Genomic DNA, 19,443 nt, shown 5'->3' with positions numbered 1-19,443 from the left:
ACAAAGTCGTGAACATTCTGATCTTGCACCGCATTCCCTATCACAAAATCGAATACGATCGCGGTATCGATCACGGCACGCATCACGTTGTCTACCTCGGCACCGAGGCGGCGTTGAGCAACATCCCCGCCGAGCTGCGCTGCGAAAAATGGCTGCGTCCCGGCGTGGATAAAACCGAGGTTGAAGCGATCAATGCCATCAGCGAAAGGCACACCCGTTTTGATGCCGTGCTGTCTCTTTCCGAGTACGAGCTGATGAGCGCGGCGATCGTGCGGGAGCACTTCGGCATTGCCGGCGCGAGCGTTGCGCAAATCGAGCGTGTACGCAACAAGCTGCTGATGAAACACATCGTCGATGCCGCCGGCATTGCCGTGCCGCAAAACCTGAGCTTGAGCGAGTTCTTCGCTTCAGCACATCTTAAATGGTCAGGGAAAACCGTGCTCAAACCGGTTGATGGTGCTTCAAGCGAGAACGTATTGGTTTTCGAATCGCCACAACAGCTGAAGGACGCACTGGTCGATCGCCGCATTGGCATTACATCGGTCGATGCCGGCGACTACGAGGCTTATGAGGTGGAGCAGTTTGTCAGCGGCGACATTCTGCACATTGACGGCCTGATGCTGAATGGCCAGCTGAAACTCATCGTCTCGAGCAAATATGTGGGCAACTGCCTCGCTTTCGCCAAAGGGCAGCCCTTGGGCTCGGTGCAAATCGACACCACTGACGAGCTGCGCACCTGGAGCCTGGCCGTACTCGGCGCGATCGGGCTGAGCTCCGGCAGTTTCCACCTCGAAGCCATCCAGTCGGAGCGTGGCCTGGTTTTCCTGGAGATCGCCAATCGCGTCGGCGGTGCCGAAGTCGTGGCCGCGGTCGAACTTGCGACCGGCGTTCACTTGCCGTCTGCCGAGCTCAAGGCTTACCTCGGCGAGGCGGTGGATGCTCCTGCAGAAACGTTGTTTGCGAAGAAATTCGGCTGGTTCGTTTTTCCGGGGCATCACCTGGAGCAGGAGTTTTGCGTCGTCAAGCATTCCGGACAATTCAGGCAGGACGAGATGGTCGTGCGCTGGAACGAGCTGGCGCATGATCAGCCGTTGACCAAGCGCATCACCTATCAGTCGGTGGAAGTGCCGGTCGCCGGGATCGTCGGTGCCGAGTGCAGCACACGCTTGGCCAGTTTCATGTCGGACATTTTCGCCACCGTTGAAGTGCATTAATCCGTGATCAGCCCGGCTTCCGTCGGGCTGGTCATTCTGCCGGCAGGGTGCCCCCCGCCGGATTCTTGCGAGTGAACTAGTAATGCAAACGGCCTTGCTTGTCCGGTTTATCATTTCCCGGTTTTCAGCCGCGCTCGGGGATCAGATCCTGCTGTTCGCGGTACCACTCATCATTTATACCGAAACCAAGTCGATCAGCCTGACGGGCTTGGCTTTCTTCATCGAATGGACTCCCCGGGTCCTATCGTTGCCCATTGCCGGTACGTTGAGCGATCGCATCGGTGGCCGGTTCGTCTATCTGACTGCAGATATTGTCCGGGCTCTTGCTGCCTTCAGCGCCTTCTATTTGCTGTCGGTCAATGCCAACATGTTTGTGGTATTGAGCGGGCTGATGGCAATCAGCGCATTTTTTTATGCCCAGTCATTTATTGCTCTGGAATCCATCGTGCCGAAACTGGCCAGCAAAGCAGAATTGCCCAAAGTGCAAAGCTGGTTGCAGGGAATCGAGCAAGCCTCGTTGATGCTCGGGCCAGGAATCGGGTCATTCGTCGTTTTGTACGCCGATGCCCGTTACCTGATACCGATCGGTGCCTGCATGTTCCTTGTTGGCTACCTGGGGACGCTGACCATAAAACTGCCGAGCATGCCGATATCCAGGCGTGCGGAAGGCGGGGTTCTGGCCTTGATCAAGCAAGTCAGGCTGGACTTTGTCAAAGCGGCGACCATCGTGCGCCTGCGTCCGAATCTGTTGTTGCTGACTGCACTCAGCGTCAGCATCAACCTGATTATCGGCATGTGCATGGCGACCGCTGCAGCAATGGCGACCGGCTATTTCGGTGCCAGCAAAGCAGAGTTCGGACTGCAGCAAAGCTTTACCGGCGGCCTCACACTGGCGGTGTTGATGATTCTGCCCTTTGTGGTCCATCGCATCAATGTGTTCTGGGTCGGCATCATTGCATATGCCGTGATTTGCCTGTCCTCGGTCGTCATCGGCGTGACTTCGCATTTTTCATTTTACGTATTGGCCTATGCCACGATTCTGGCCGCTGGTGATCTTTTCAACGTGTATATCCGGTCGGAGCGCGTGCTCTGGATACCCAAGGTTCACCTGGGCAAGACCATCGGCTTCATCGTTTTCCTGAATCAACTGACACTACCGCTGTCCGGCATTATTGTCAGTCTGAGCATTCATGAATCGGATACCAAGGCGATGTTCTGGGTCATCGGTCTGGCGACCAGTGGCATCGTGGTGCTCTGTTTCAAGAAACTGAAAACAACCTCAAGAATCCTGTCGCCCCAGCTGGCGGCAGAACCGGCCTAGGCACGATCTGATGATGAATATCACAATTATCGGTGCGGGCCTTGCCTGCTACAAGCTGGTTACATTCCTGCGCAAACGCAAGTATGACGGTGAAATTCGCGTGATCAGCCGCTGCGACGGGCATCAATACTATAAGCCCAAATTGTCCACGGGGTTCTCGGATGCCCTTCACCCCGACGACCACATTACCGAAGACAGCGGGGCATGGGCGGACAAACTCGATGTCACATTGGTGAACGACACCGTCGTGACAAGCATTTCGCCTGAAACAAAAACGGTACACACCAGCAGGGGTGATTTCAGCTACGGCAAACTTGTTCTGGCATTTGGCGCGTCGCCGAGAGCGATCACGTCCAGCGTCGATGCGGATGGTGCTTTGGATAACGTGAATTCACTGCAAAGTTACCGACTCCTGTATGAAAAGCTGAAAAGTCAGGATTGCCAGCCCTTGATCATTGGTGCGGGTCTTGTGGGCTGCGAGTTGTCCAGTGATCTGGCCAATGCCGGATATCAGCCGACGCTTGTCTCGTCAGGTGATTATCCGTTTCATGGTTTGCTGCCCCGCGTTTTCAGCGAGTTCATCAAGGGAAAAATGATTGAAGCTGGCGTGCGGTTTGTTGATCGCCAGCTTGTCGTCAATATGACACGTGACGAAGCTGTATTTGGCATCGACTTGTCCTCCGGCAAGCGCGAGGCAGCAACGGTGGTGGTCAATTGCGCCGGGCTGTCGGTGAATACCGCGCTGGCCGGACAGGCGGGGATTGCCACCGACTCCGGGATTCTCACGGACCGATATCTGCAGACCAATGTTGACGATATTTACGCCATTGGCGATTGCGCGCAAATCGACGGACAGTTGCATCAATATATTGCACCGATACAGGTCTGCGCCCGGGCGCTGGCCGCCACGATGACCGGGCAGGCCACGCCCGTCAATCTGACTTTTTATCCCGTCGAAATAAAAATCCAGCAATCGCCAACGCGTTTCATGCTGAAGGAAAAGCCAACGGAGTGGAAAACCGAAGAAACAGCGGATGGCATGATTGCGCGTGGTTATCGTGACGGCCAGCTGTGCGGTTTCGCCGTCACCGGGGATGCTTTGGCACAGATGAATGCGCTGGTCGTCGAGCTGGCGTGAGCCGTACGGGCTCCGGAACGGATAGGCAATGCCAGGTTTTGGCATCTGCTTAAAGAGTAGTTTGATGGCCGAACAGGAATGCGCGATTCATCCGGATATTGTGCCTTTCCGGGTGTGTGCGTTTGCAGCGGCAATGAATTGGACAAAGGTGAATGTCATGAAATTCAGAGATGTTTTAGCCGCCATCCTTGTGACGGGCGTGTGGGGCGTCAATTTCAGTATCATCAAGCTGGGTTTGAATACGCTGGATCCGTTCGTGCTGGCCGGCTTGCGTTTTCTTTTTTGCGCCATTCCGGCGGTGTTCTTCATTCGCAAGCCGGACGTGCCGATGAAGGTCGTTGCCTTGTACGGCCTGATTTTCGGTGTCGGCCTCTGGGGGATGGTCAATCTCGGGGTCCGGCTGGGGGCGTCGGCCGGGGTTTCGTCGCTTGTACTGCAGTTCAGCGCCTTCCTGACCATCTTCATGGGTTATGTTTTCCTCAAAGAGCCCATTGGCAGGCAAAAGCTGGCCGGCTTTTCCATGGCGCTGATCGGTTTGATCGTGATCATGAGCCTGACTGACGGTTCGGTGACGCCATTGGGCTTGGCGATGGTCCTTTTCGGTGCGGTGAGCTGGAGTCTCGCCAATATCGTGATGAAAAAGTCGCGGACCAAGAACGTTTTCGGCTTCCTCGTCTGGGCGTGCCTGTTCGCACCTTTACCGCTCTTCGTCATGGCCTACCTCGCCGGAGGCGCCAGGGTCTATGCCAATTTCGGCGACAACCTCAACGCGATTGCCGTGTTCTCGGTGCTGTTTCAGGCCTATCCGACGACACTGATCGGCTATTGGGTGTGGAATTCGCTGCTGAGCAAATACCCGGTTTCGAGCGTTGCGCCACTATCGCTGCTGGTGCCGGTGTTCGGCTTTGCGGGTAGTGCGGTCATTTTCGGCGAGGTGATCGGCAGCGAGAAAATCGCGGCCAGTCTGTTGATTCTGTCCGGTCTGACGGTTGCTTTGTATGGTGACAAAGTGAAGCGCCTGTTCACCAGAACCAGCACCGCATAGCGTTCTGCACCAGTGTCATTGCGCGGCTCCGGCTGGGCGATGTGCAAACGGGCCGATGCTTGCTTCGCGGTGATGGACGAGCCGTTTTCCCATGCCTGACGAATCACGGAGACCGATGATGCCGGCCTTGTCAAAGCATCCGGTCACCGTGCGATGTTCATGCGGCAGCGTCGAGTTTGAAGCACTGGGCGAGCCGATCCTGAGTGCGGTTTGCCACTGTGACGATTGCCAGCGTGGCGCTCGTCAGATCGAGGGATTGCCGCAAGCCTCGCCAGTGCTGGATCCGTACGGTGGTACCGAATACGTGCTGTACCGGAAGGACCGCTTCCGCTGCGTAAAGGGTGCGGCACAACTGTGTGACTACAAGCTTCGCGACGCGTCTCCGACGAGAAGGGTGGTCGCCGGCTGTTGCAACACCGCGATGTTCCTCGATTTTCAGAAAGGTCACTGGTACTCGGTCTATCGGGCCAGACTGGGCGGCGACGGCCCGCCGCCAGAGGTGCGGATTCAAACCAGATTCAAGCCCGAAGGGCCGGCGATTCCGGACGATGTTCGCAGTTACAGCACGTATCCGTTATGGTTCATCGGCAAGCTCATGCTGGCCCGGGCCGCGATGCTGTTCAGCCGGACCCGCTAGGCCGTCAGCAGCCTGCGGCTGCCGATACTGCTACCCAGCGGTGAAAGCTAGGCAGCAGCTGTTTCGGCGTCTTAGCTCCGCGTTGCGGCGGTGAAGGCGATTTCGATCTGCAGGTCCGGCGACGCCAGCTCGGCCCTCACGCAGGCACGCGACGGCGCGCTGCCCTCAGGCAGCCATTCGGCCCAGATTTCATTCAGCGCCTTGCGATTGGCGAGGTCGGGCAGATAGATCGTGACCATCATCAGCCGGCTTTTGTCCGAGTTGATGGCGGCCAGCGTGCGGTCGGCTTGCGCCAGCAGTGCACGGGTCTGCTCGGCAAACGTGTTGCCGCTTTCCGGTACTTCGACGAAGCAGGCGATGCGGTTGAAGACCACGGCATCCGACCACAGCGAGGTCGGATTGTGGCGGTGAATGTCGTTGTTGCTCATGGCTGGGTCCAATCGATGACGGGCTGCCGGCGGACCGGCAAGCCGCCATTATGCGCCACCCGGCTTCAGCTTGCCTTGAGCCAGTCCCGCAGCCGTTCGCGCAGCTTGACGAGGTCATGGCCGCAGACGATCTCGATATCCTGCTCGTCGGCGCGGTGGACTTCGTGCTCGGTCGGCCGGCTGACGCTGACCAGCATGGCGCGGGCATCGAGTTCGGACAGGTGGGAGACGCTGTCGAGCTTGAACAGCACGTTGTTGCCAACACCGAGGCCGGTCTGGCGGTTTTCGGGCTGCTGGGTCTTGCATTCGACCAGGTAGAGCTGGTTGTTGCAGAGCAGGGCCAGGTCGTACTCGTTCTTCACGCCGTCCTGGGTGATGATCTGCACGCCGCAGGCGAGGTCGTGAATCGGGCACTGGCCGATCAGGCTGGCTGCCTCGGCAAACAGCCAGTACTCGAGCCAGCCGCCGTTGAGGAAGCGCAGCGCCTGCGCGTCACGCAGTTTCAGTTCACCGCCATGCAGCAGCGTGATCAGGCCGGCCTGTTCGATCGGCATCAGGTACGGTTGCAGCTCGCGCGGCAGCGGTGCGGTCAGGCCGTTCTCGTCGGCACGGATCACGTGCTGCATCAGCGAATAGAGCTGGCGCGAATCGCGGCTGGCGAACCAGGCCATGTGGCGCGCGAGTTTTTCCAGCGGCGGATCGCGGTGTTTCAGGTCGACGGACACCTCGATGATGTTGCAGCCGAACAGGCCAAAATAGCCGTCAAGCGTCAGCCGGTCGGCAATGTTGTACCCCTGCGCCGGTTCAACGTTGGGCAGGTGATTGAGCCAGACCAGCGTATCGCGCTCGGGATGGATGACGAAGCTCGGCACTTGACGCAGCAAGGCGACTTCTTGAGCCAGCGCCGCGAGGATGGGACTGGCGCCGCTCAGGTTGATCAGCGTCGGCATGCCGGCATCGTTGATGATCTGCGCCAGCGTGCCGCGCAGCACACTGGGCGAGTCTTCGCTGGAAAGCTCGACGATATCGCAGCCGATCTGCGCCGCGGCGGCGGTTTCGGCCACGGCTGCTGCCGCATCGAGCCGGTGGGGCTGGGCGGCGATCGTCATGTGGCGAATGCCGAACACGCGATCGAGTGCCGGAGTGATGATGTCGGACTGAACGGTGTCCAGCGGGCAGAGCAGGTGCATGGCCATTCCAGGCGGGTACGGCCCCCGAGTCTAGCAGCGCCGTCAGGGCGCGCGTGTACGGGGGATGACGGTGTTGTGCGCCCGCCATCCCCGCCGGATTTCAGCCCGGTTTCAGTGCCGCAATCCGTTCGCCGAGGAACTGCTTGGCCTGGGCCTCGCCGTCGCGGATCAGCCGGCCGAGGTTTTCCGGACTGCGGTCGATCTTGGTTTCGTAGTCGAGATCATCCTGCAACGGCTGCGACATTTCGATGAACGGGATGTGGTAGGGCTGGGCCGGTTCGTCGTCGAAGCAGCGCGGGATCATCACCGGGTGGGTGATGTGGAACTGGTCGAGGAAGTCGCTGCTGAAGGCGCCGCGCTGCAACAGGTTGTTGAGGAAGCCGATATTGGTCAACTGGTGGAACAGCGACATGTTGCCCACCATCTCGTTGCGCCGGTCTGCAATCTGCTCCGGGGCTCGCGGCACCTGCTTGCACCCGGTCGGATTGATCTTGATGACCCAGATTTCCTCGGGCAGGTTGTCCGGGCCCACATAGGCGGCCTTGGCCAGTTCGTCGACCGGCGGGTTGTCCGAGAACAGGCCGTCCCAGTAGGCGCCGCCATCGAACTCGACGGCAGGGAAGATGTTCGGTACGGCGCACGACGACAGCAGATGCTCGATGCGGATCGCCTGTTCGCGCGAGTTGAACTTGACCAGCCGACCGGACAGCACCTCGGCTGCGCCCAGCAGCAGGGCTGGCAGGTCGGGACGCGGGCCGGTAGCGGCCAGTTCGTCGAAATCGATGTGCTTGGTCAGCAAAGCGTGGAAGTCGGTGAAGTGCGGCCTCAGCGTCGACGTCGACAGGCTCATCATTGTCTGTATCAGCGGCGAGTACGGGCTGAAGTTGAACTGCGGCAGTTGTCCCTTGTTGGTGGCGCGCAGCGATTCGGTCACGTAACGGTTGAAATGCTCCTCGGCCTGCGTCTGGGCCGTGTTGTCGGCCCAGAAATCCATCAGGCGCTGCGTGACGTCGGTATCGCCCTTGAGCAGGGCGTACCAGACCAGCGTGGCGCACAGTGCGCCGCCGGAGGTGCCGCTGATGCTGGTCAGCCTGAAATGATCACTGAAGCCGCCGTCATACAGTGCTTTCAGGGCCCCTGCCGTGAAGGCGGTCTGGCTGCCGCCGCCCTGGCAGGCGATGGCAATGCGTCGTTTGTTCATTATTGTGTTTTCTCCCTGGCAAAACGGTTCAGTGTGCGGTCCAGCCCCCGTCGACCGGCAGTGCGATGCCGGTGATCGATGCGGCGCCGTCGCTGCACAGGAAGGCTGCGAGTGCGCCGAGTTCGTCGACTTCGACGAAGCGCTTGGTCGCTTGCGAGGCGAGCAGCACGTCGCGGACGACTTCTTCTTCGGTGATGCCGCGTGCCTTGGCGGTATCCGGAATCTGCTTTTGCACCAGCGGCGTCATCACGTAGCCGGGGCAGATGGCGTTGGCGGTCACGCCGTGTTCGGCCAGTTCGAGCGCGACGGTCTTGGTCAGGCCGAGGATGCCGTGCTTCGACGCGACGTAGGCGGACTTGAACGGCGAGGCGACGAGGGCGTGGGCGGAAGCGACGTTGATGATCCGGCCCCAGCCGCGTTTTTTCATGCCGGGCACGGCGAGCCGGATGGTGTGGAACGCGGCGGTGAGGTTCAGCGCGATGATCAGGTCCCACTTTTCGGGCGGGAAATCCTCGATCGGCGACACGTGCTGGACGCCGGCGTTGTTGACCAGCACGTCGAGCCGGCCATGATCGGCCTCGACCCTGGCGATCAGCTCGGCCACGGCATCGGCGCGGCTGAGGTCGGCGCCGACGAAGGTGACCTCGGTACCGGTTTCCGCCGCGAGTTGCGCGCGGATCGTTTCGATTTCGTCCGGGTTACCGAGGCCGTTGAGCACGACGGTTGCGCCGTCGCGCGCCAGTGCGTGGGCAATGCCGAGACCGATGCCGCTGGTCGAACCGGTTACCAGAGCCACTTTTCCTTTGAGCATGGTGATCCTCGATCAATGAAGGGTGCATCGATGAGGTATAGCACCGAATCATGTCGCCCGGATGGCGCAGCCAGGGGCTCGCGCAGGCAAAGCTGGCGTTGGTGCGGGGCGCCGCCGCTGTTATCGTTACGGCTGACGCCATTTTGACGAGCCGTGATGCACTTGACCGATTCCACTCCCGATCTTTATGCCGACCGCGAGGCCGAGAAGCGCCAGCGTTTGCGCCGTGCACGCGCAGGCGCGACCGGGCTGCTGCTGCTGATGGCTTCGCTGGCGTTGCTCGCGCTGTTCGTGGGGCACGGCCGTGGTGCTTGGGGCTATCTGGCCGCGTTTGCCGAGGCGGCCGTCGTCGGCGCGCTGGCCGACTGGTTTGCGATCACCGCGCTGTTCAAGCATCCGATGGGGGTGCCGATTCCCCACACGGCGATCGTGCCGCAGAACAAGGTACGGATCGCCGACAGCCTCGGGCAGTTCATCGAAACGCACTTCCTGCTGCCCGAGGTGCTGGCCAAACGCATCGATGCCTTCAATCCGGCGCGACGGCTGGCGGTGTGGCTGGCCCGGCCGGCCAATGCGCGTCAGCTGACCGAGCAGGGGACCCAGCTGTTCCGCTTCGTGCTCGACATGCTCGACGACCCGAAGATGTCGCGGCTGTTGCGCGATCTCGCCGTCAAGCGGCTGGGCCAGATCGATCTGGGTAGCCGTGGTGCCGCCTTGCTGCAGATCGTTCGCCATTCCGGCCAGCATCAGAAAGTGTTCGACGGCGTCGTCGAAGCCGCGATCTCAAGGCTGGATACACCGAATGCCCATGACTATCTGGCCGGCGTGATCGCCAGCGAGTTCAACGTGCTGCGCTGGGTCGCGCTTGACGAAGCCGGCGGGCGCTATCTGGCGCGCAAGCTGATCGGCGCGACCTCGCAGGCGCTCGAGCGCTCGCTCGCCGAGCCGGACCACCCGTTGCGGCAGGCGTTCGACCGCCAGTTTGGCGACTGGATCGGTGCGCTGGGGCATGATCCGGAAACGCGCGAGCAACTGGCGCAATGGCAGCGCAAGCTGCTTGATGACGCAGGCCTGCAGAGCGGGCTGGAACAGCTGTGGCGCGATGCCGTGTGCTGGCTGCGCAGCGATCTCGAGCGCGACGATTCGCAGATCCGCGCCAAGGTCGGTGCGGCGGTCAAGCAGTTCGGCCTGCGATTGCGCGACGATACGGCTTTCGTCGACTGGCTCAATGCGCGGCTGCGCACCTTTGCCGCACAATCACTGGCACGCTACCGCGGCGAGATCGGCGTGTTCATCGCCGACCAGCTCAAGGGCTGGGACGACAAGGTGCTGGTCGACCGGCTCGAGCTCAATGTCGGCATCGACCTGCAGTTCATTCGCGTCAACGGCACACTGGTCGGCGGACTGATCGGCCTGCTGATTTATACCGCGCGGCAACTCGCCGGCGTTTAAGCACGGCGGCGCAAGCGCTGCCGGCTGCGTTGCACCCGCTTGCCGGCCGTACTTTGGCCGCCACTTTTCCAGATACAGGGGAAGCAGAAATGGAATGGATCGACGTACGCAGTGATACCGTGACTCAGCCGACGCCGGCGATGCGCGCCGCGATGGCGGAGGCCGTCGTTGGCGATGACGTTTACGGCGATGATCCGGCCGTCGCGTCGCTTGAGGCTGCCGCAGCGGAACGGCTTGGCAAGGCCGCGGCGCTGTTCGTGCCCACCGGCACATTCGGCAACCAGCTGGCGATGTTCACGCACTGCGAGCGCGGGGACGAAGTCATTGTCGCCGAAGACAGCCATATCGTCTGGCACGAGGTCGGCGGCGCGGCGATCATCGCCGGCGTCAACCTGCGGCCGGTACCGGTACTGAACGGTGATGCGGTACGCACGCGCATCCGCCCCGGCGGCGACATCCATCTGCCGCGCACCGGTCTTGTCTGTGTCGAGAACGCCCGCGGCGCCGGCAGCGTGATGCCGCTGGCGACGATGCGCGAGATCCACGAGGTGGCGAACCATGCGGGGATTCCGGTTCACCTCGACGGCGCGCGGCTGTTCAACGCCGCCGTGGCGCTGGGCGTCGAAGCGCGCGAGCTGGCGCAGTACGCCGACAGCGTGATGTTTTGTCTGTCCAAAGGGCTGGCGGCGCCGGTCGGCTCGATTCTTGCCGGTCCGGCCGGTTTCATCGAAAAGGCACGCAAGAAGCGCAAACTGATGGGGGGCGGGATGCGTCAGGCTGGCGTACTGGCTGCACCGGGGCTGATCGCGCTGAACGACATGAGCGCACGGCTGGGTGACGACCACGCAAATGCCCGACGTTTGGCCGAACTGCTTGAAAAGCTGCCTGGCGTAGTTGTCCATCGCGACCAGCTGCAGATCAATATGGTGTTTTTCGAGCTGCTCGACATCCATCAGAACCCGGATGACCTCGTCGCCAAGCTACTCGCGCAGGGCATCAAGGCCAATCCGCCCGAGGACGGGCTGTGGCGCTTCGTGACGCACTGGCAAACCGGCCCCGCCGAAGTCGAGCGTGTCGCCCAGGCCTTCGGACAGGCCCTGCTGCACTGAAGGGGCGGGCCGGTGCATCGGCCATTTCGGGATCTGCGCCACACGCGCCGCGTCGTCGGCGTGCGCTGGCGGTAAAAAGGAAAACATCATGGCCGTTCGCCCCGTCTTGAAAATGGGTTCGCCCAGCCTGCTGCAGCGATCCGAGTTGGTGGCCGACTTTGATACGCCCGAGCTGCACGCACTGATCGATGACCTGTTCGACACCATGCGCGCGACCAACGGCGTTGGCATCGCGGCGCCGCAAATCGGTGTCAACCTGCAGGTCGTGATCTTCGGCTTCGATGCCAGCCCGCGCTATCCGGACGCCGCACCGGTGCCGCAGACGGTGCTGATCAACCCGGAAATCACGCTGCTGGGTGACGACGAGGAACTGGGCTGGGAGGGCTGCCTGTCGGTCCCCGGCCTGCGCGGCGAAGTGCCGCGCCATGTCCGGATCCGCTATCGCGGCTTCGACCAGTACGGTGAAACGATCGCCCGGGAGGTGAGCGGCTTTCACGCCCGCGTCGTCCAGCACGAATGCGACCATCTGTGGGGCGTGCTTTATCCGCAGCGGATACGGGACATGACGCGCTTCGGGTTTACCGAGGTCTTGTTCCCCGGTTTGAACGACCTGCGGGACGAATAATCTGCCGCTTAGGCGCTTAGGCGCTTAGGCGCTCAGGCGCTCAGGCTGACGGGGTGCATCTGCAGCGCGGTTAGCGCGCCCAGCAAGCTGGACGAAATCGCCGGATGTGCGCAGATGCCCTGTATATCGAGCTTGCTTCCCAGGATGGGGACGGCCAGCGAGGCATCTTCGATCAGTCTGGCCGACATGGTGCAGAGGATTTCGCGCAATGCGGCCTGGGCATGCGTGGCGCGCGGCGAGGCATTGAGCAGTGCGACCGGTTTGTCGACGAAGGCTTCGCTGGACACCATCCAGTCGAGGGCATTTTTCATGACGCCACTCACGCCGTGTGCATACTCCGGGCTGGCGATGAGCAGGGCATCGGCGGCGATGATTTGCGCCCGCAAGTCGGCGACCGGTTCAGGCGGTATCGCCTCCAAGTCGGGGTTGAACAGCGGCAGCAGGCCCAGCGTCGGATACAGCGTCAGTTGCATGCCGGCAGGTGCCAGCAAGGCGCAGGCGCGAAGCAGCGCGGTGTTGTGCGAGGCAGCACGCAGGCTGCCGGATAGTGCAAGCAACTTCATTCGTGAGTCCTGTACGCGCCGGATTCGGCCAGTTGCTTGAGCGCCGCCAGCACATCCGGAAAGTCGGCGGTGACGGCCTGGCCGATATCGGCGGCAGCCGGGCCGGTGATTTCGGTTGCATAGCGGATTCTCGTACCGCCGCCCGGCAACGGATCGAGACTGTGGATGACGACGACGAGGGTGCCGTCGACGGTAGTTTCATCGCTGAAGCTGCGGTTCGGGTGAACGTCGCGCAGTGTGCTGGTCAACTGAGCGCCGTCGGGCAGGGTCATCGTGAAGGTGGAGCCATCGGCGAACGGCCCGTGCAGTTCGATCGCAGCCACGCCGGCATTCCAGCGGGGCCACTGTCCGGTATTGGTGAACAGGGGCCAGACGCGTTCGGCCGGGACCGAGGCGTCGATGCTGTGTTCGTGAGTCCACATGGCGAATGCTTCGGCTTGTTGGCCGGTCAACGCGGTTTGGTCTGGCTCAGGAAGTGGGCGACCAGTGCGTTGGCGTGGCCATGGCCGAGCAGGTGTTCCGATTTCAGCCAGTCGACCAGCTCCTTGTGCTTCTTGTCACCTGCCTTTGCCAGCAGGTCCAGCCAGTGCTGGATCGGGTGGCCGTACTTTTTCTCGATTGACGGGAAATACGAGGCGGGGCCTTTGACCTTTTCATCCATTCTGCTTTCCTCGGGAAGGGCTGGCGATGCCAGCGACCGCTGATGTATAGAACGTTGGTTCTATAAGTGCAAGATTTTCGTCAGTGCGATTTCAGCCACTGTTCGATCGGGGCGACGATGGCCGGGTCGTCCGGTTTGGTCATCGGCGTGAACGCGGTCACGGTCTTGCCGTCCGGGGCGATCAGGTATTTGTAGAAGTTCCATTTCGGGCTGGTGCCGCTGGCCTTGATCAGGTCGCGATAGAACGGATTGACGTCATCGCCGCGCACAGCCGATTTTTCCATCATCGGGAACTGCACCATATAGGTCAGCTTGCAGAAGTCGCCGATTTCCTTGTTGGTCTCGAGTTCCTGCTTGAAGTCGTTCGACGGGAAGCCGACGACCAGTAGCCCCCGATCCTTGTACCTGGCGTAGAGCTTTTCCAGCGCGTCGAACTGCGGCGCAAAGCCGCACTTGCTGGCGGTGTTGACCACCAGCACCGGCTTGCCCGCAGCCTGGCACAGATCGAACGGCTCGCCCTGCAGGGTCTTGAACCGATGGTTGAGCAGCGGCGGACAGGCGGCCTGCGCGGTCCCGAGGGCGAGACCGAGCAGCAGGGCGGTAGCAAGGCGGATCATGGCGATCTCCGTAATCGATTGATCCAGCCTACGCCGTCGTCATGCGCGCGGCAAACGCGCCAGCCGAACCGGTCAACCGGCATCGGCCTCGGGGAGCTGGATCATCCCGGTGTGATAGTTGTATTCGTAGACCTCGCCGTAGCGGCCCCATTCGATCACGGTTTTCAGTGCCTGTTCGGCCTCCTCGGCGTGCAGCGACTCGCGCAGCAGTTTGAGGAAGGGCTCCTCTGGCAGCTCGCCGTCGTCTTCCTGTTGCAGGCTGTGGCGGATGTGCGCAGCGAGGGGAACGTGCGCCAGCAGTTGCTCGCCGAACAGCCGTTGCCGCTCGGTGTTGTCGGCGCCGGTGTAGCGCTGGCCAAGTGCGGTGACGACGATGTCGCCGTGCGCCAATTGCGCGAGTCCGAAGAGGTGCAGCGCTTCGGTCAACGGTAGCAACTCGTCGTCGGTCAGCTCGGTGTCTTCGGCCAGTTTCGGCAGGTCGGCGCGACCGTTGAACGGCGTTTCCATCAGGCGTTCGAGCACGCCTTCCATCCGGTGCACGTCGGCGGCGGGCAGGCGGCTCGCCAGTGTCAGGCGCGTTTCGGCGGCGCGGCGTGGCGCCTTGGCGGTCATCAGTGCGTAGATCTGGTCGATCAGCGAGCGCACCTGCGGACTGTCGGCGTCGCGCGGTCGCGGCAGCGGAATGCGCAGCTCGGCGCGCACCCGGCCCGGGTCGCTGGCGAAGATCAGTACCCGGTCGGCCATCATCACGGCTTCCTCGATATTGTGCGACACGACGAGGATGCCCTTCATCGGCGTGGTTTTGCCTTCCCACAGTTCGAGCATGTCGTCGCGCAGCTGCTCGCCGGTCAGCACGTCGAGCGCCGAAAACGCTTCGTCCATCAGCAGCACATCCGGCTCCATCACCAGCGCGCGGGCGATGCCGACGCGCTGGCGCATGCCGCCCGACAATTCGCGCGGCAACGCTCCCTCGAAGCCGGACAGACCGATCATGTCGATCGCCGCTTCGGCGCGGCGCGCACGCTCGCTAGGCGCAATGCCCTGCGCCTCGAGGCCGAGCTCGACGTTCTGCTGTACCGTCAGCCACGGAAACAGCGCGAACGACTGGAACACCATGGTGATGCCGCGCGCCGGGCCGTACAGCGGCTGACCGCGATAGTTGACGTCACCGCCGTCGGCATTGATCAGGCCGGCCATGATCCGCAGCAGCGTCGATTTGCCCGAGCCGGACTGGCCGAGCAGGGCGACGATCTCGCCGTCGGCCAGCGTGAAGTCGACGCCCGACAGCACGTTGCGTGCGGCGCCATCGGCCGAGTGGAACGATTTGCCGACGTTTTTCAGTTCGATCAGTTTTTCGGTCATGGTTTTCGATCTGTTCAGAAGTGCATTTTCGATTCGGCGAGCCGGTACAGGCGGCGCCAGACGAAGTGGTTGAGGCCCATCACGAAGACGCACATGACGCCGATGCCCAGTGCGATGCGCGGAAAGTCGCCGGCGGCGGTCATTTGTGCGATGTAGCTGCCAAGGCCCTGTGCCTTCAGCGTCGTCGGGCCCCACGAGACGAATTCGGCGACGATGCTGGCGTTCCACGAGCCACCGCTGGCGGTGATGGCGCCGGTGACGAAGCTGGGGAAAATTGCCGGCAGCAGGTAGCGCTTCCACTTGAGCCAGCCGGAGAGGCCGAGGTTCTGTGCGGCATAGCGCAGTTCGGTCGGTACCGTCGATGCGCCGGCGATGACGTTGAACAGGATGTACCACTGGGTGCCGAGCACCATCAGCGGCGACAGCCAGATGTTCGGGTTCAGGCCGAAATGGACGATGGCCATCACGGCGATCGGGAACATCAGGTTGGCCGGGAAGGCGGCGAGGAACTGGGCGATGGCCTGCAGCCGGTCGGCCCAGCGCGGGTTCAGGCCGATCCAGATGCCGATCGGCACCCAGACCAGTGCAGCCAGCGCGATCAGCAACAGTACGCGGACCAGCGTGTAAAAGCCCAGCACGAACACGCGGCCGGTCTCGCCCCAGCCGACTTCGGCGTGAATGAAGCTGAACAGCTGCCACAGCGCAATCAGCACCAGTGCGGCAATGACCGCATCGGCCGCGCGCGACTGCCAGACCGGCGCAGGCCGGGCGCGCGCCAGAATCGACGTGCCGTCGTGCGCCTTGCGGAACCAGGTGAAGCTGCGTTCGAACACTGCGATACCCGACAGCGCGACTTTCTGCATCACGTCGGTCCGGCGCGCCAGCGTCAGCAGCCACGATGACTGTGCCGAATCACCGCCGGTGGCCTCGAAACGGAACTTGTCGGCCCAGGCAAGCAGCGGCCGGAAGAATAGCTGGTCGTACAACAGGATGCCGATGCCCATCGCCGCAATCGCCCAGGCGATCGCGCCCATGTCGCGCGCTTCGATTGCGGCGGCGATGTAGGAGCCGATGCCTGGCAGCTTGATGTCCTGCCCGGAGACCGAGATCGCTTCGGACGCGACGACGAAAAACCAGCCGCCGGACATCGACATCATCATGTTCCACAACAGCTGCGGCATCGCGAACGGCAGCTCCAGCCGCCAGAAGCGCTGCCAGCCCGAAAGCTGGAACACGCGTGCGGCTTCGGACAGCTCGTTCGGCACCGTCCGCATCGACTGGTACAGCGAGAACGCCATGTTCCACGCCTGCGACGTGAAGATCGCAAAAATCGCGGCACATTCGACGCCGAACAGGTTGCCCGGAAACAGCGCGATGAAACCGGTAACGGTGATCGACAGGAAGCCGAGCACCGGAATCGACTGGAGGATGTCGAGCATCGGGACGAGAACTTTCTCGCAGGCCCGGATCTTGGCGGCGAGCGCGGCGAACACGAAGCTGAACAGCAGTGATGCTGCGAGCGCGATGAACATCCGCAGCGTCGTGCGCAACAGGTAGTAGGGCAAGGAGGTCGGGTCGAGCGAGATCGGCAGCACCGCGCCGATCTGGTAGGGCGCGACCATCTGCCGTGCGCCGTAGGCAAGCAGCACCAGTGCGGCGAGCACCAGCGGCAGCAGCGCCCAGTCCCAGCGGTTGCCGCCGGCGTCGACGACCTGACGGGGGAAATATTGGAATCGGATCATACGTAACAACGTGGTGAGGTGAGGGGGCCGCGACAGGGCGACTTGCTTGTTCGGTATAACGCACCAGCCGCAATCCGGTTGGCATCCGGTGTGCGGTACTGGCCAGATTGGCTGCGTTTGATTGCAGGCGTATGTGTGCCGTGATCACGCGGCCTGGACGAACGCCAGCGCGAAATGGAAAGACCTGGCCATTCAATGTGCTGTTTTAACTGGATTAATGCCCGGCTGTTTGTTTTTGGCGAAAGGATTGGGAATTGGATTTACCCAATGGGCATGCGTTGTATATCTGCTTGACCATCGCGATTGATTAACCCTGGTATACCGATTTCGCATATCCGCCGACTTTCCTGTGGACAGGCGTAAATAATTGTATGTTAGAATTTTACGATATTCCGGATCAATAGAGAATTGATGTGTATTGATGCCCGGTATATGACGGTGATGACATGAAAATGACAGGGAGTATTGAGTGGCAGTGAACCGAAGCAGCATGGGTGCCCCGCTTGCCCGATTGGCGCCGACAACCGCATTGGCGTTGTCAATGGCAGTGATTCCGGCATCGGCATGGGCGGGCAGTTGTACCAACTGCATAGGCGATATCAGCGGGCGGATTTATTTTCTCGGACGTACATCCGATTTGAAGCATTCGGTGTGGCTTTCCAGAGTGTCGCCCGGTGAGTTCGATGTCAGCTCGGCAATGACCAACCAGCCTTATGACCGCTGGACGCAGACACGGCGAGGTCTGCATGTCACTGTTTCGCCCGAGCAGGCGGAATGGGGCGGCACCCATATCCTGTACAACTACGAGAATGCGCAGACGTCGATTTATGATCGCCGTTTTGTCGACTCTGCCAATCAGCAACCCGGCCGGATTACCTTTCCGCCGGGCTTCAAGCCGGTCTTGCCCGACCACATTCCGGATCGTTTGAAGCCGGACAACGGTGGTGGCGGTAACAATGGCGGTGGTGACGGTGGCGGTACTGATGGTGGTGGCAGCACGCCAGCGCCGGCCCCGGCCCCGGCTCCGGCTCCGGCTCCGGCTCCGGCTCCGGCTCCGGCTCCGGCTCCGGCTCCGGCTCCGGCTCCGGCTCCGGCTCCAGCTCCGGCCCCAGCTCCGGCTCCGGCTCCGGCTCCGGCTCCGGCTCCGGCTCCGGCTCCAGCTCCGGCCCCAGCTCCGGCCCCAGCCCCAGCCCCAGCCCCTGGCCCGGCTCCGCGTCCCGTGCCAAATGTGGATCCCGATGGATTCCGTCCAGGTACGATCGTGCCTTCCGATCTGCCTGCGGATCAGGCCAACCGGACGCGGACGTATACCGAGGGCTATCAGGCATATCGCCGGCCTTGTCCTGCCTCGCCGGATCAGGTGCCGTCGGTGGTCGTCAAGCAGCCGCTCGATTGCATTCGGACGGACGATCGTGCCGCACAGAATCTGAATGGCGGCGAGGCGCTGCCGCCAACGCCGGGACGCGAAGTGGATGCCAGCAGTGGCTGGAATGTCTGGGTCGACAACAATTACACGGACATTTCGGATCGGCGCTACGGCTTCGATCTGGACGGCAGCAGCTATGGCCTGACGCTGGGCGCGGATCGCCTGCTCGACAACGGGCTGATCGTCGGCGGCATGCTTGGCATGCAGAACAGCCGCAGCAAGCAGTTCGACGGTGACATGCAGCTCAAGTCCAACGGCTACAACCTCGGCCCCTATGTTGCGTATCCCTATGCGGAGAACTGGGTGGCCGATGCATCGGTGACGTTCGGCCAGAACAATAACGAACAGCGGATACTGATGTTCTCCGGTGACTACACCACAACGACGTGGGGTTTCTCGCTCAACAACACCGGGCAGTTCCGCTACGACGACGTCTATCTGCGTCCGCGCATGTCGCTGTATTACGGCCATACCCGCTCGGCGAGTTACCAGATGCAGGGATGGCTGAAGGATCGCCAGTGGGTATTCGACAACGACGGCAGCAGCGCAAACTACGGTTATGTCGAATTCGGCTCGGAGTTCAATCGGACCTTCGAAAGTGACAACGGCATGCGCTGGATGCCGTATGCCGATGTCGCGCTCAAGTACGAGTTCGAACGTGCGAACGACGGGATGATCCTGACCGGCAACCTCAGCTATGCCGAAGCCAGCCCATGGTCGGGCTCCACGCACGCCGGCGTGCGCATGATGTGGTCGAATGCAACGATGCTTGAGGCCAGCGTTGGCTATGAAAGCCTGGGGCAGGGCGATCTGGATATCTGGAGCGGCCGGCTCTACTTGTCGCACGGCTTCTGATCCACCCTGGCCGCCCCCGGTATCGGGCATAAAAAAACGCCGCATC

Annotated in this window: 20 protein-coding genes; 9 read left to right on the top strand and 11 right to left on the bottom strand. The window is 61.8% G+C overall.

Annotated elements, in window-relative coordinates; all coding sequences use genetic code 11:
* The first annotated feature begins 8 nt into the window (after positions 1-8).
* From JMJ54_RS05055 to JMJ54_RS05035, 5 genes are all read left to right on the top strand, one after another.
* On the top strand, positions 9-1,214 hold the full coding sequence (locus JMJ54_RS05055; protein WP_203536834.1) for an ATP-grasp domain-containing protein: 1,206 nt from the start codon (positions 9-11) through the stop codon (positions 1,212-1,214).
* 82 nt (positions 1,215-1,296) lie between these two features.
* Positions 1,297-2,535: an MFS transporter gene (locus tag JMJ54_RS05050; RefSeq protein ID WP_203536833.1), complete on the top strand. Its 1,239-nt coding sequence runs from the start codon at positions 1,297-1,299 to the stop codon at positions 2,533-2,535.
* Between the two features lie 10 nt (positions 2,536-2,545).
* Positions 2,546-3,673, top strand: coding sequence for an FAD-dependent oxidoreductase (locus tag JMJ54_RS05045; protein ID WP_203536832.1), 1,128 nt, complete (start codon positions 2,546-2,548; stop codon positions 3,671-3,673).
* 64 nt (positions 3,674-3,737) lie between these two features.
* Positions 3,738-4,718, top strand: a complete 981-nt coding sequence (locus tag JMJ54_RS05040; RefSeq protein ID WP_203536831.1) for an EamA family transporter — start codon at positions 3,738-3,740, stop codon at positions 4,716-4,718.
* A gap of 115 nt (positions 4,719-4,833) precedes the next feature.
* On the top strand, positions 4,834-5,355 hold the full coding sequence (locus tag JMJ54_RS05035) for a GFA family protein (protein WP_203536830.1): 522 nt from the start codon (positions 4,834-4,836) through the stop codon (positions 5,353-5,355).
* A 71-nt stretch (positions 5,356-5,426) separates the two neighbouring features.
* Here the strand turns inward: JMJ54_RS05035 and JMJ54_RS05030 are convergent, their stop codons facing one another.
* The 4 genes from JMJ54_RS05030 to JMJ54_RS05015 form a co-directional block, all read right to left on the bottom strand.
* Positions 5,427-5,783: a RidA family protein gene (locus tag JMJ54_RS05030; RefSeq protein ID WP_203536829.1), complete on the bottom strand. Its 357-nt coding sequence runs from the start codon at positions 5,781-5,783 to the stop codon at positions 5,427-5,429.
* A 65-nt stretch (positions 5,784-5,848) separates the two neighbouring features.
* Positions 5,849-6,973, bottom strand: coding sequence for a Card1-like endonuclease domain-containing protein (locus tag JMJ54_RS05025; RefSeq protein WP_203536828.1), 1,125 nt, complete (start codon positions 6,971-6,973; stop codon positions 5,849-5,851).
* A gap of 100 nt (positions 6,974-7,073) precedes the next feature.
* Positions 7,074-8,174: a patatin-like phospholipase family protein gene (locus JMJ54_RS05020; protein WP_203536827.1), complete on the bottom strand. Its 1,101-nt coding sequence runs from the start codon at positions 8,172-8,174 to the stop codon at positions 7,074-7,076.
* 28 nt (positions 8,175-8,202) lie between these two features.
* Positions 8,203-8,985 (bottom strand): 3-hydroxybutyrate dehydrogenase, encoded by a 783-nt coding sequence (locus JMJ54_RS05015; protein WP_203536826.1) that lies wholly within the window; start codon positions 8,983-8,985, stop codon positions 8,203-8,205.
* Between the two features lie 156 nt (positions 8,986-9,141).
* On the opposite strand from JMJ54_RS05015, the gene JMJ54_RS05010 reads away from it, so the two are divergent.
* The 3 genes from JMJ54_RS05010 to def all read left to right on the top strand — a co-directional run bounded on the left by JMJ54_RS05010 (position 9,142) and on the right by def (position 12,171).
* A complete protein-coding gene (locus JMJ54_RS05010) occupies positions 9,142-10,437 on the top strand; it encodes a DUF445 domain-containing protein (protein ID WP_203536825.1) in 1,296 nt (431 codons plus the stop codon).
* 89 nt (positions 10,438-10,526) lie between these two features.
* The gene (locus tag JMJ54_RS05005) at positions 10,527-11,546 is read left to right on the top strand and encodes a threonine aldolase family protein (protein ID WP_203536824.1); all 1,020 of its coding nucleotides are present in this window, start codon (positions 10,527-10,529) and stop codon (positions 11,544-11,546) included.
* Between the two features lie 88 nt (positions 11,547-11,634).
* Positions 11,635-12,171 (top strand): peptide deformylase, encoded by a 537-nt coding sequence (def, locus tag JMJ54_RS05000; protein ID WP_203536823.1) that lies wholly within the window; start codon positions 11,635-11,637, stop codon positions 12,169-12,171.
* Positions 12,172-12,203: 32 nt separating this feature from the next.
* On the opposite strand, the gene JMJ54_RS04995 is transcribed toward def, so the two are convergent.
* The 7 genes from JMJ54_RS04995 to JMJ54_RS04965 form a co-directional block, all read right to left on the bottom strand.
* Positions 12,204-12,734 carry an NADPH-dependent FMN reductase gene (locus JMJ54_RS04995; protein WP_203536822.1) on the bottom strand — a complete coding sequence of 177 codons (531 nt, stop codon included), beginning with the start codon at positions 12,732-12,734 and terminating at the stop codon, positions 12,204-12,206.
* Complete coding sequence (locus tag JMJ54_RS04990) at positions 12,731-13,156, bottom strand: SRPBCC family protein (protein ID WP_203536821.1); 426 nt, start codon at positions 13,154-13,156, stop codon at positions 12,731-12,733. The genes JMJ54_RS04995 and JMJ54_RS04990 overlap by 4 nt, the downstream gene beginning before the upstream one ends.
* 26 nt (positions 13,157-13,182) lie before the next feature.
* Positions 13,183-13,395, bottom strand: a complete 213-nt coding sequence (locus tag JMJ54_RS04985; protein WP_203536820.1) for a DUF4287 domain-containing protein — start codon at positions 13,393-13,395, stop codon at positions 13,183-13,185.
* 80 nt (positions 13,396-13,475) lie between these two features.
* Complete coding sequence (locus JMJ54_RS04980; RefSeq protein WP_238999858.1) at positions 13,476-14,012, bottom strand: glutathione peroxidase; 537 nt, start codon at positions 14,010-14,012, stop codon at positions 13,476-13,478.
* A gap of 72 nt (positions 14,013-14,084) precedes the next feature.
* Entirely contained in the window at positions 14,085-15,374 is a 1,290-nt protein-coding gene (locus JMJ54_RS04975; protein ID WP_203536819.1) for an ABC transporter ATP-binding protein, read from the bottom strand.
* 14 nt (positions 15,375-15,388) lie between these two features.
* Entirely contained in the window at positions 15,389-17,116 is a 1,728-nt protein-coding gene (locus JMJ54_RS04970; protein ID WP_203536818.1) for an ABC transporter permease, read from the bottom strand.
* 192 nt (positions 17,117-17,308) lie between these two features.
* A complete protein-coding gene (locus JMJ54_RS04965; RefSeq protein WP_203536817.1) occupies positions 17,309-17,707 on the bottom strand; it encodes a hypothetical protein in 399 nt (132 codons plus the stop codon).
* A gap of 670 nt (positions 17,708-18,377) precedes the next feature.
* Here JMJ54_RS04965 and JMJ54_RS19505 point away from each other — a divergent pair.
* Complete coding sequence (locus JMJ54_RS19505) at positions 18,378-19,397, top strand: autotransporter outer membrane beta-barrel domain-containing protein (RefSeq protein ID WP_203536816.1); 1,020 nt, start codon at positions 18,378-18,380, stop codon at positions 19,395-19,397.
* The last annotated feature ends 46 nt before the right edge of the window (positions 19,398-19,443 follow it).

This window comes from Jeongeupia naejangsanensis (assembly GCF_016865585.1).
Taxonomy (GTDB): Bacteria; Pseudomonadota; Gammaproteobacteria; order Burkholderiales; family Chitinibacteraceae; genus Jeongeupia; species Jeongeupia naejangsanensis.
The sequence above is the reverse complement of the archived record's forward strand: the minus strand, read 5'-3'. Positions and strand labels throughout refer to the sequence as shown.

Excerpts from the sequence above, each read along its gene's own strand:
- JMJ54_RS05050 (WP_203536833.1), top strand. The coding sequence starts at position 1,297 with ATGCAAACGGCCTTGCTTGTCCGGTTTATCATTTCCCGGTTTTCAGCC.
- JMJ54_RS05045 (WP_203536832.1), top strand. The coding sequence starts at position 2,546 with ATGATGAATATCACAATTATCGGTGCGGGCCTTGCCTGCTACAAGCTG.
- JMJ54_RS05040 (WP_203536831.1), top strand. The coding sequence starts at position 3,738 with ATGGCCGAACAGGAATGCGCGATTCATCCGGATATTGTGCCTTTCCGG.
- JMJ54_RS05035 (WP_203536830.1), top strand. The coding sequence starts at position 4,834 with ATGATGCCGGCCTTGTCAAAGCATCCGGTCACCGTGCGATGTTCATGC.
- JMJ54_RS05030 (WP_203536829.1), bottom strand. The coding sequence starts at position 5,783 with ATGAGCAACAACGACATTCACCGCCACAATCCGACCTCGCTGTGGTCG.
- JMJ54_RS05025 (WP_203536828.1), bottom strand. The coding sequence starts at position 6,973 with ATGCACCTGCTCTGCCCGCTGGACACCGTTCAGTCCGACATCATCACT.
- JMJ54_RS05020 (WP_203536827.1), bottom strand. The coding sequence starts at position 8,174 with ATGAACAAACGACGCATTGCCATCGCCTGCCAGGGCGGCGGCAGCCAG.
- JMJ54_RS05015 (WP_203536826.1), bottom strand. The coding sequence starts at position 8,985 with ATGCTCAAAGGAAAAGTGGCTCTGGTAACCGGTTCGACCAGCGGCATC.
- JMJ54_RS05010 (WP_203536825.1), top strand. The coding sequence starts at position 9,142 with ATGCACTTGACCGATTCCACTCCCGATCTTTATGCCGACCGCGAGGCC.
- JMJ54_RS05005 (WP_203536824.1), top strand. The coding sequence starts at position 10,527 with ATGGAATGGATCGACGTACGCAGTGATACCGTGACTCAGCCGACGCCG.
- def (WP_203536823.1), top strand. The coding sequence starts at position 11,635 with ATGGCCGTTCGCCCCGTCTTGAAAATGGGTTCGCCCAGCCTGCTGCAG.
- JMJ54_RS04995 (WP_203536822.1), bottom strand. The coding sequence starts at position 12,734 with ATGAAGTTGCTTGCACTATCCGGCAGCCTGCGTGCTGCCTCGCACAAC.
- JMJ54_RS04990 (WP_203536821.1), bottom strand. The coding sequence starts at position 13,156 with ATGTGGACTCACGAACACAGCATCGACGCCTCGGTCCCGGCCGAACGC.
- JMJ54_RS04985 (WP_203536820.1), bottom strand. The coding sequence starts at position 13,395 with ATGGATGAAAAGGTCAAAGGCCCCGCCTCGTATTTCCCGTCAATCGAG.
- JMJ54_RS04980 (WP_238999858.1), bottom strand. The coding sequence starts at position 14,012 with ATGATCCGCCTTGCTACCGCCCTGCTGCTCGGTCTCGCCCTCGGGACC.
- JMJ54_RS04975 (WP_203536819.1), bottom strand. The coding sequence starts at position 15,374 with ATGACCGAAAAACTGATCGAACTGAAAAACGTCGGCAAATCGTTCCAC.
- JMJ54_RS04970 (WP_203536818.1), bottom strand. The coding sequence starts at position 17,116 with ATGATCCGATTCCAATATTTCCCCCGTCAGGTCGTCGACGCCGGCGGC.
- JMJ54_RS04965 (WP_203536817.1), bottom strand. The coding sequence starts at position 17,707 with ATGCAGTTGGTACAACTGCCCGCCCATGCCGATGCCGGAATCACTGCC.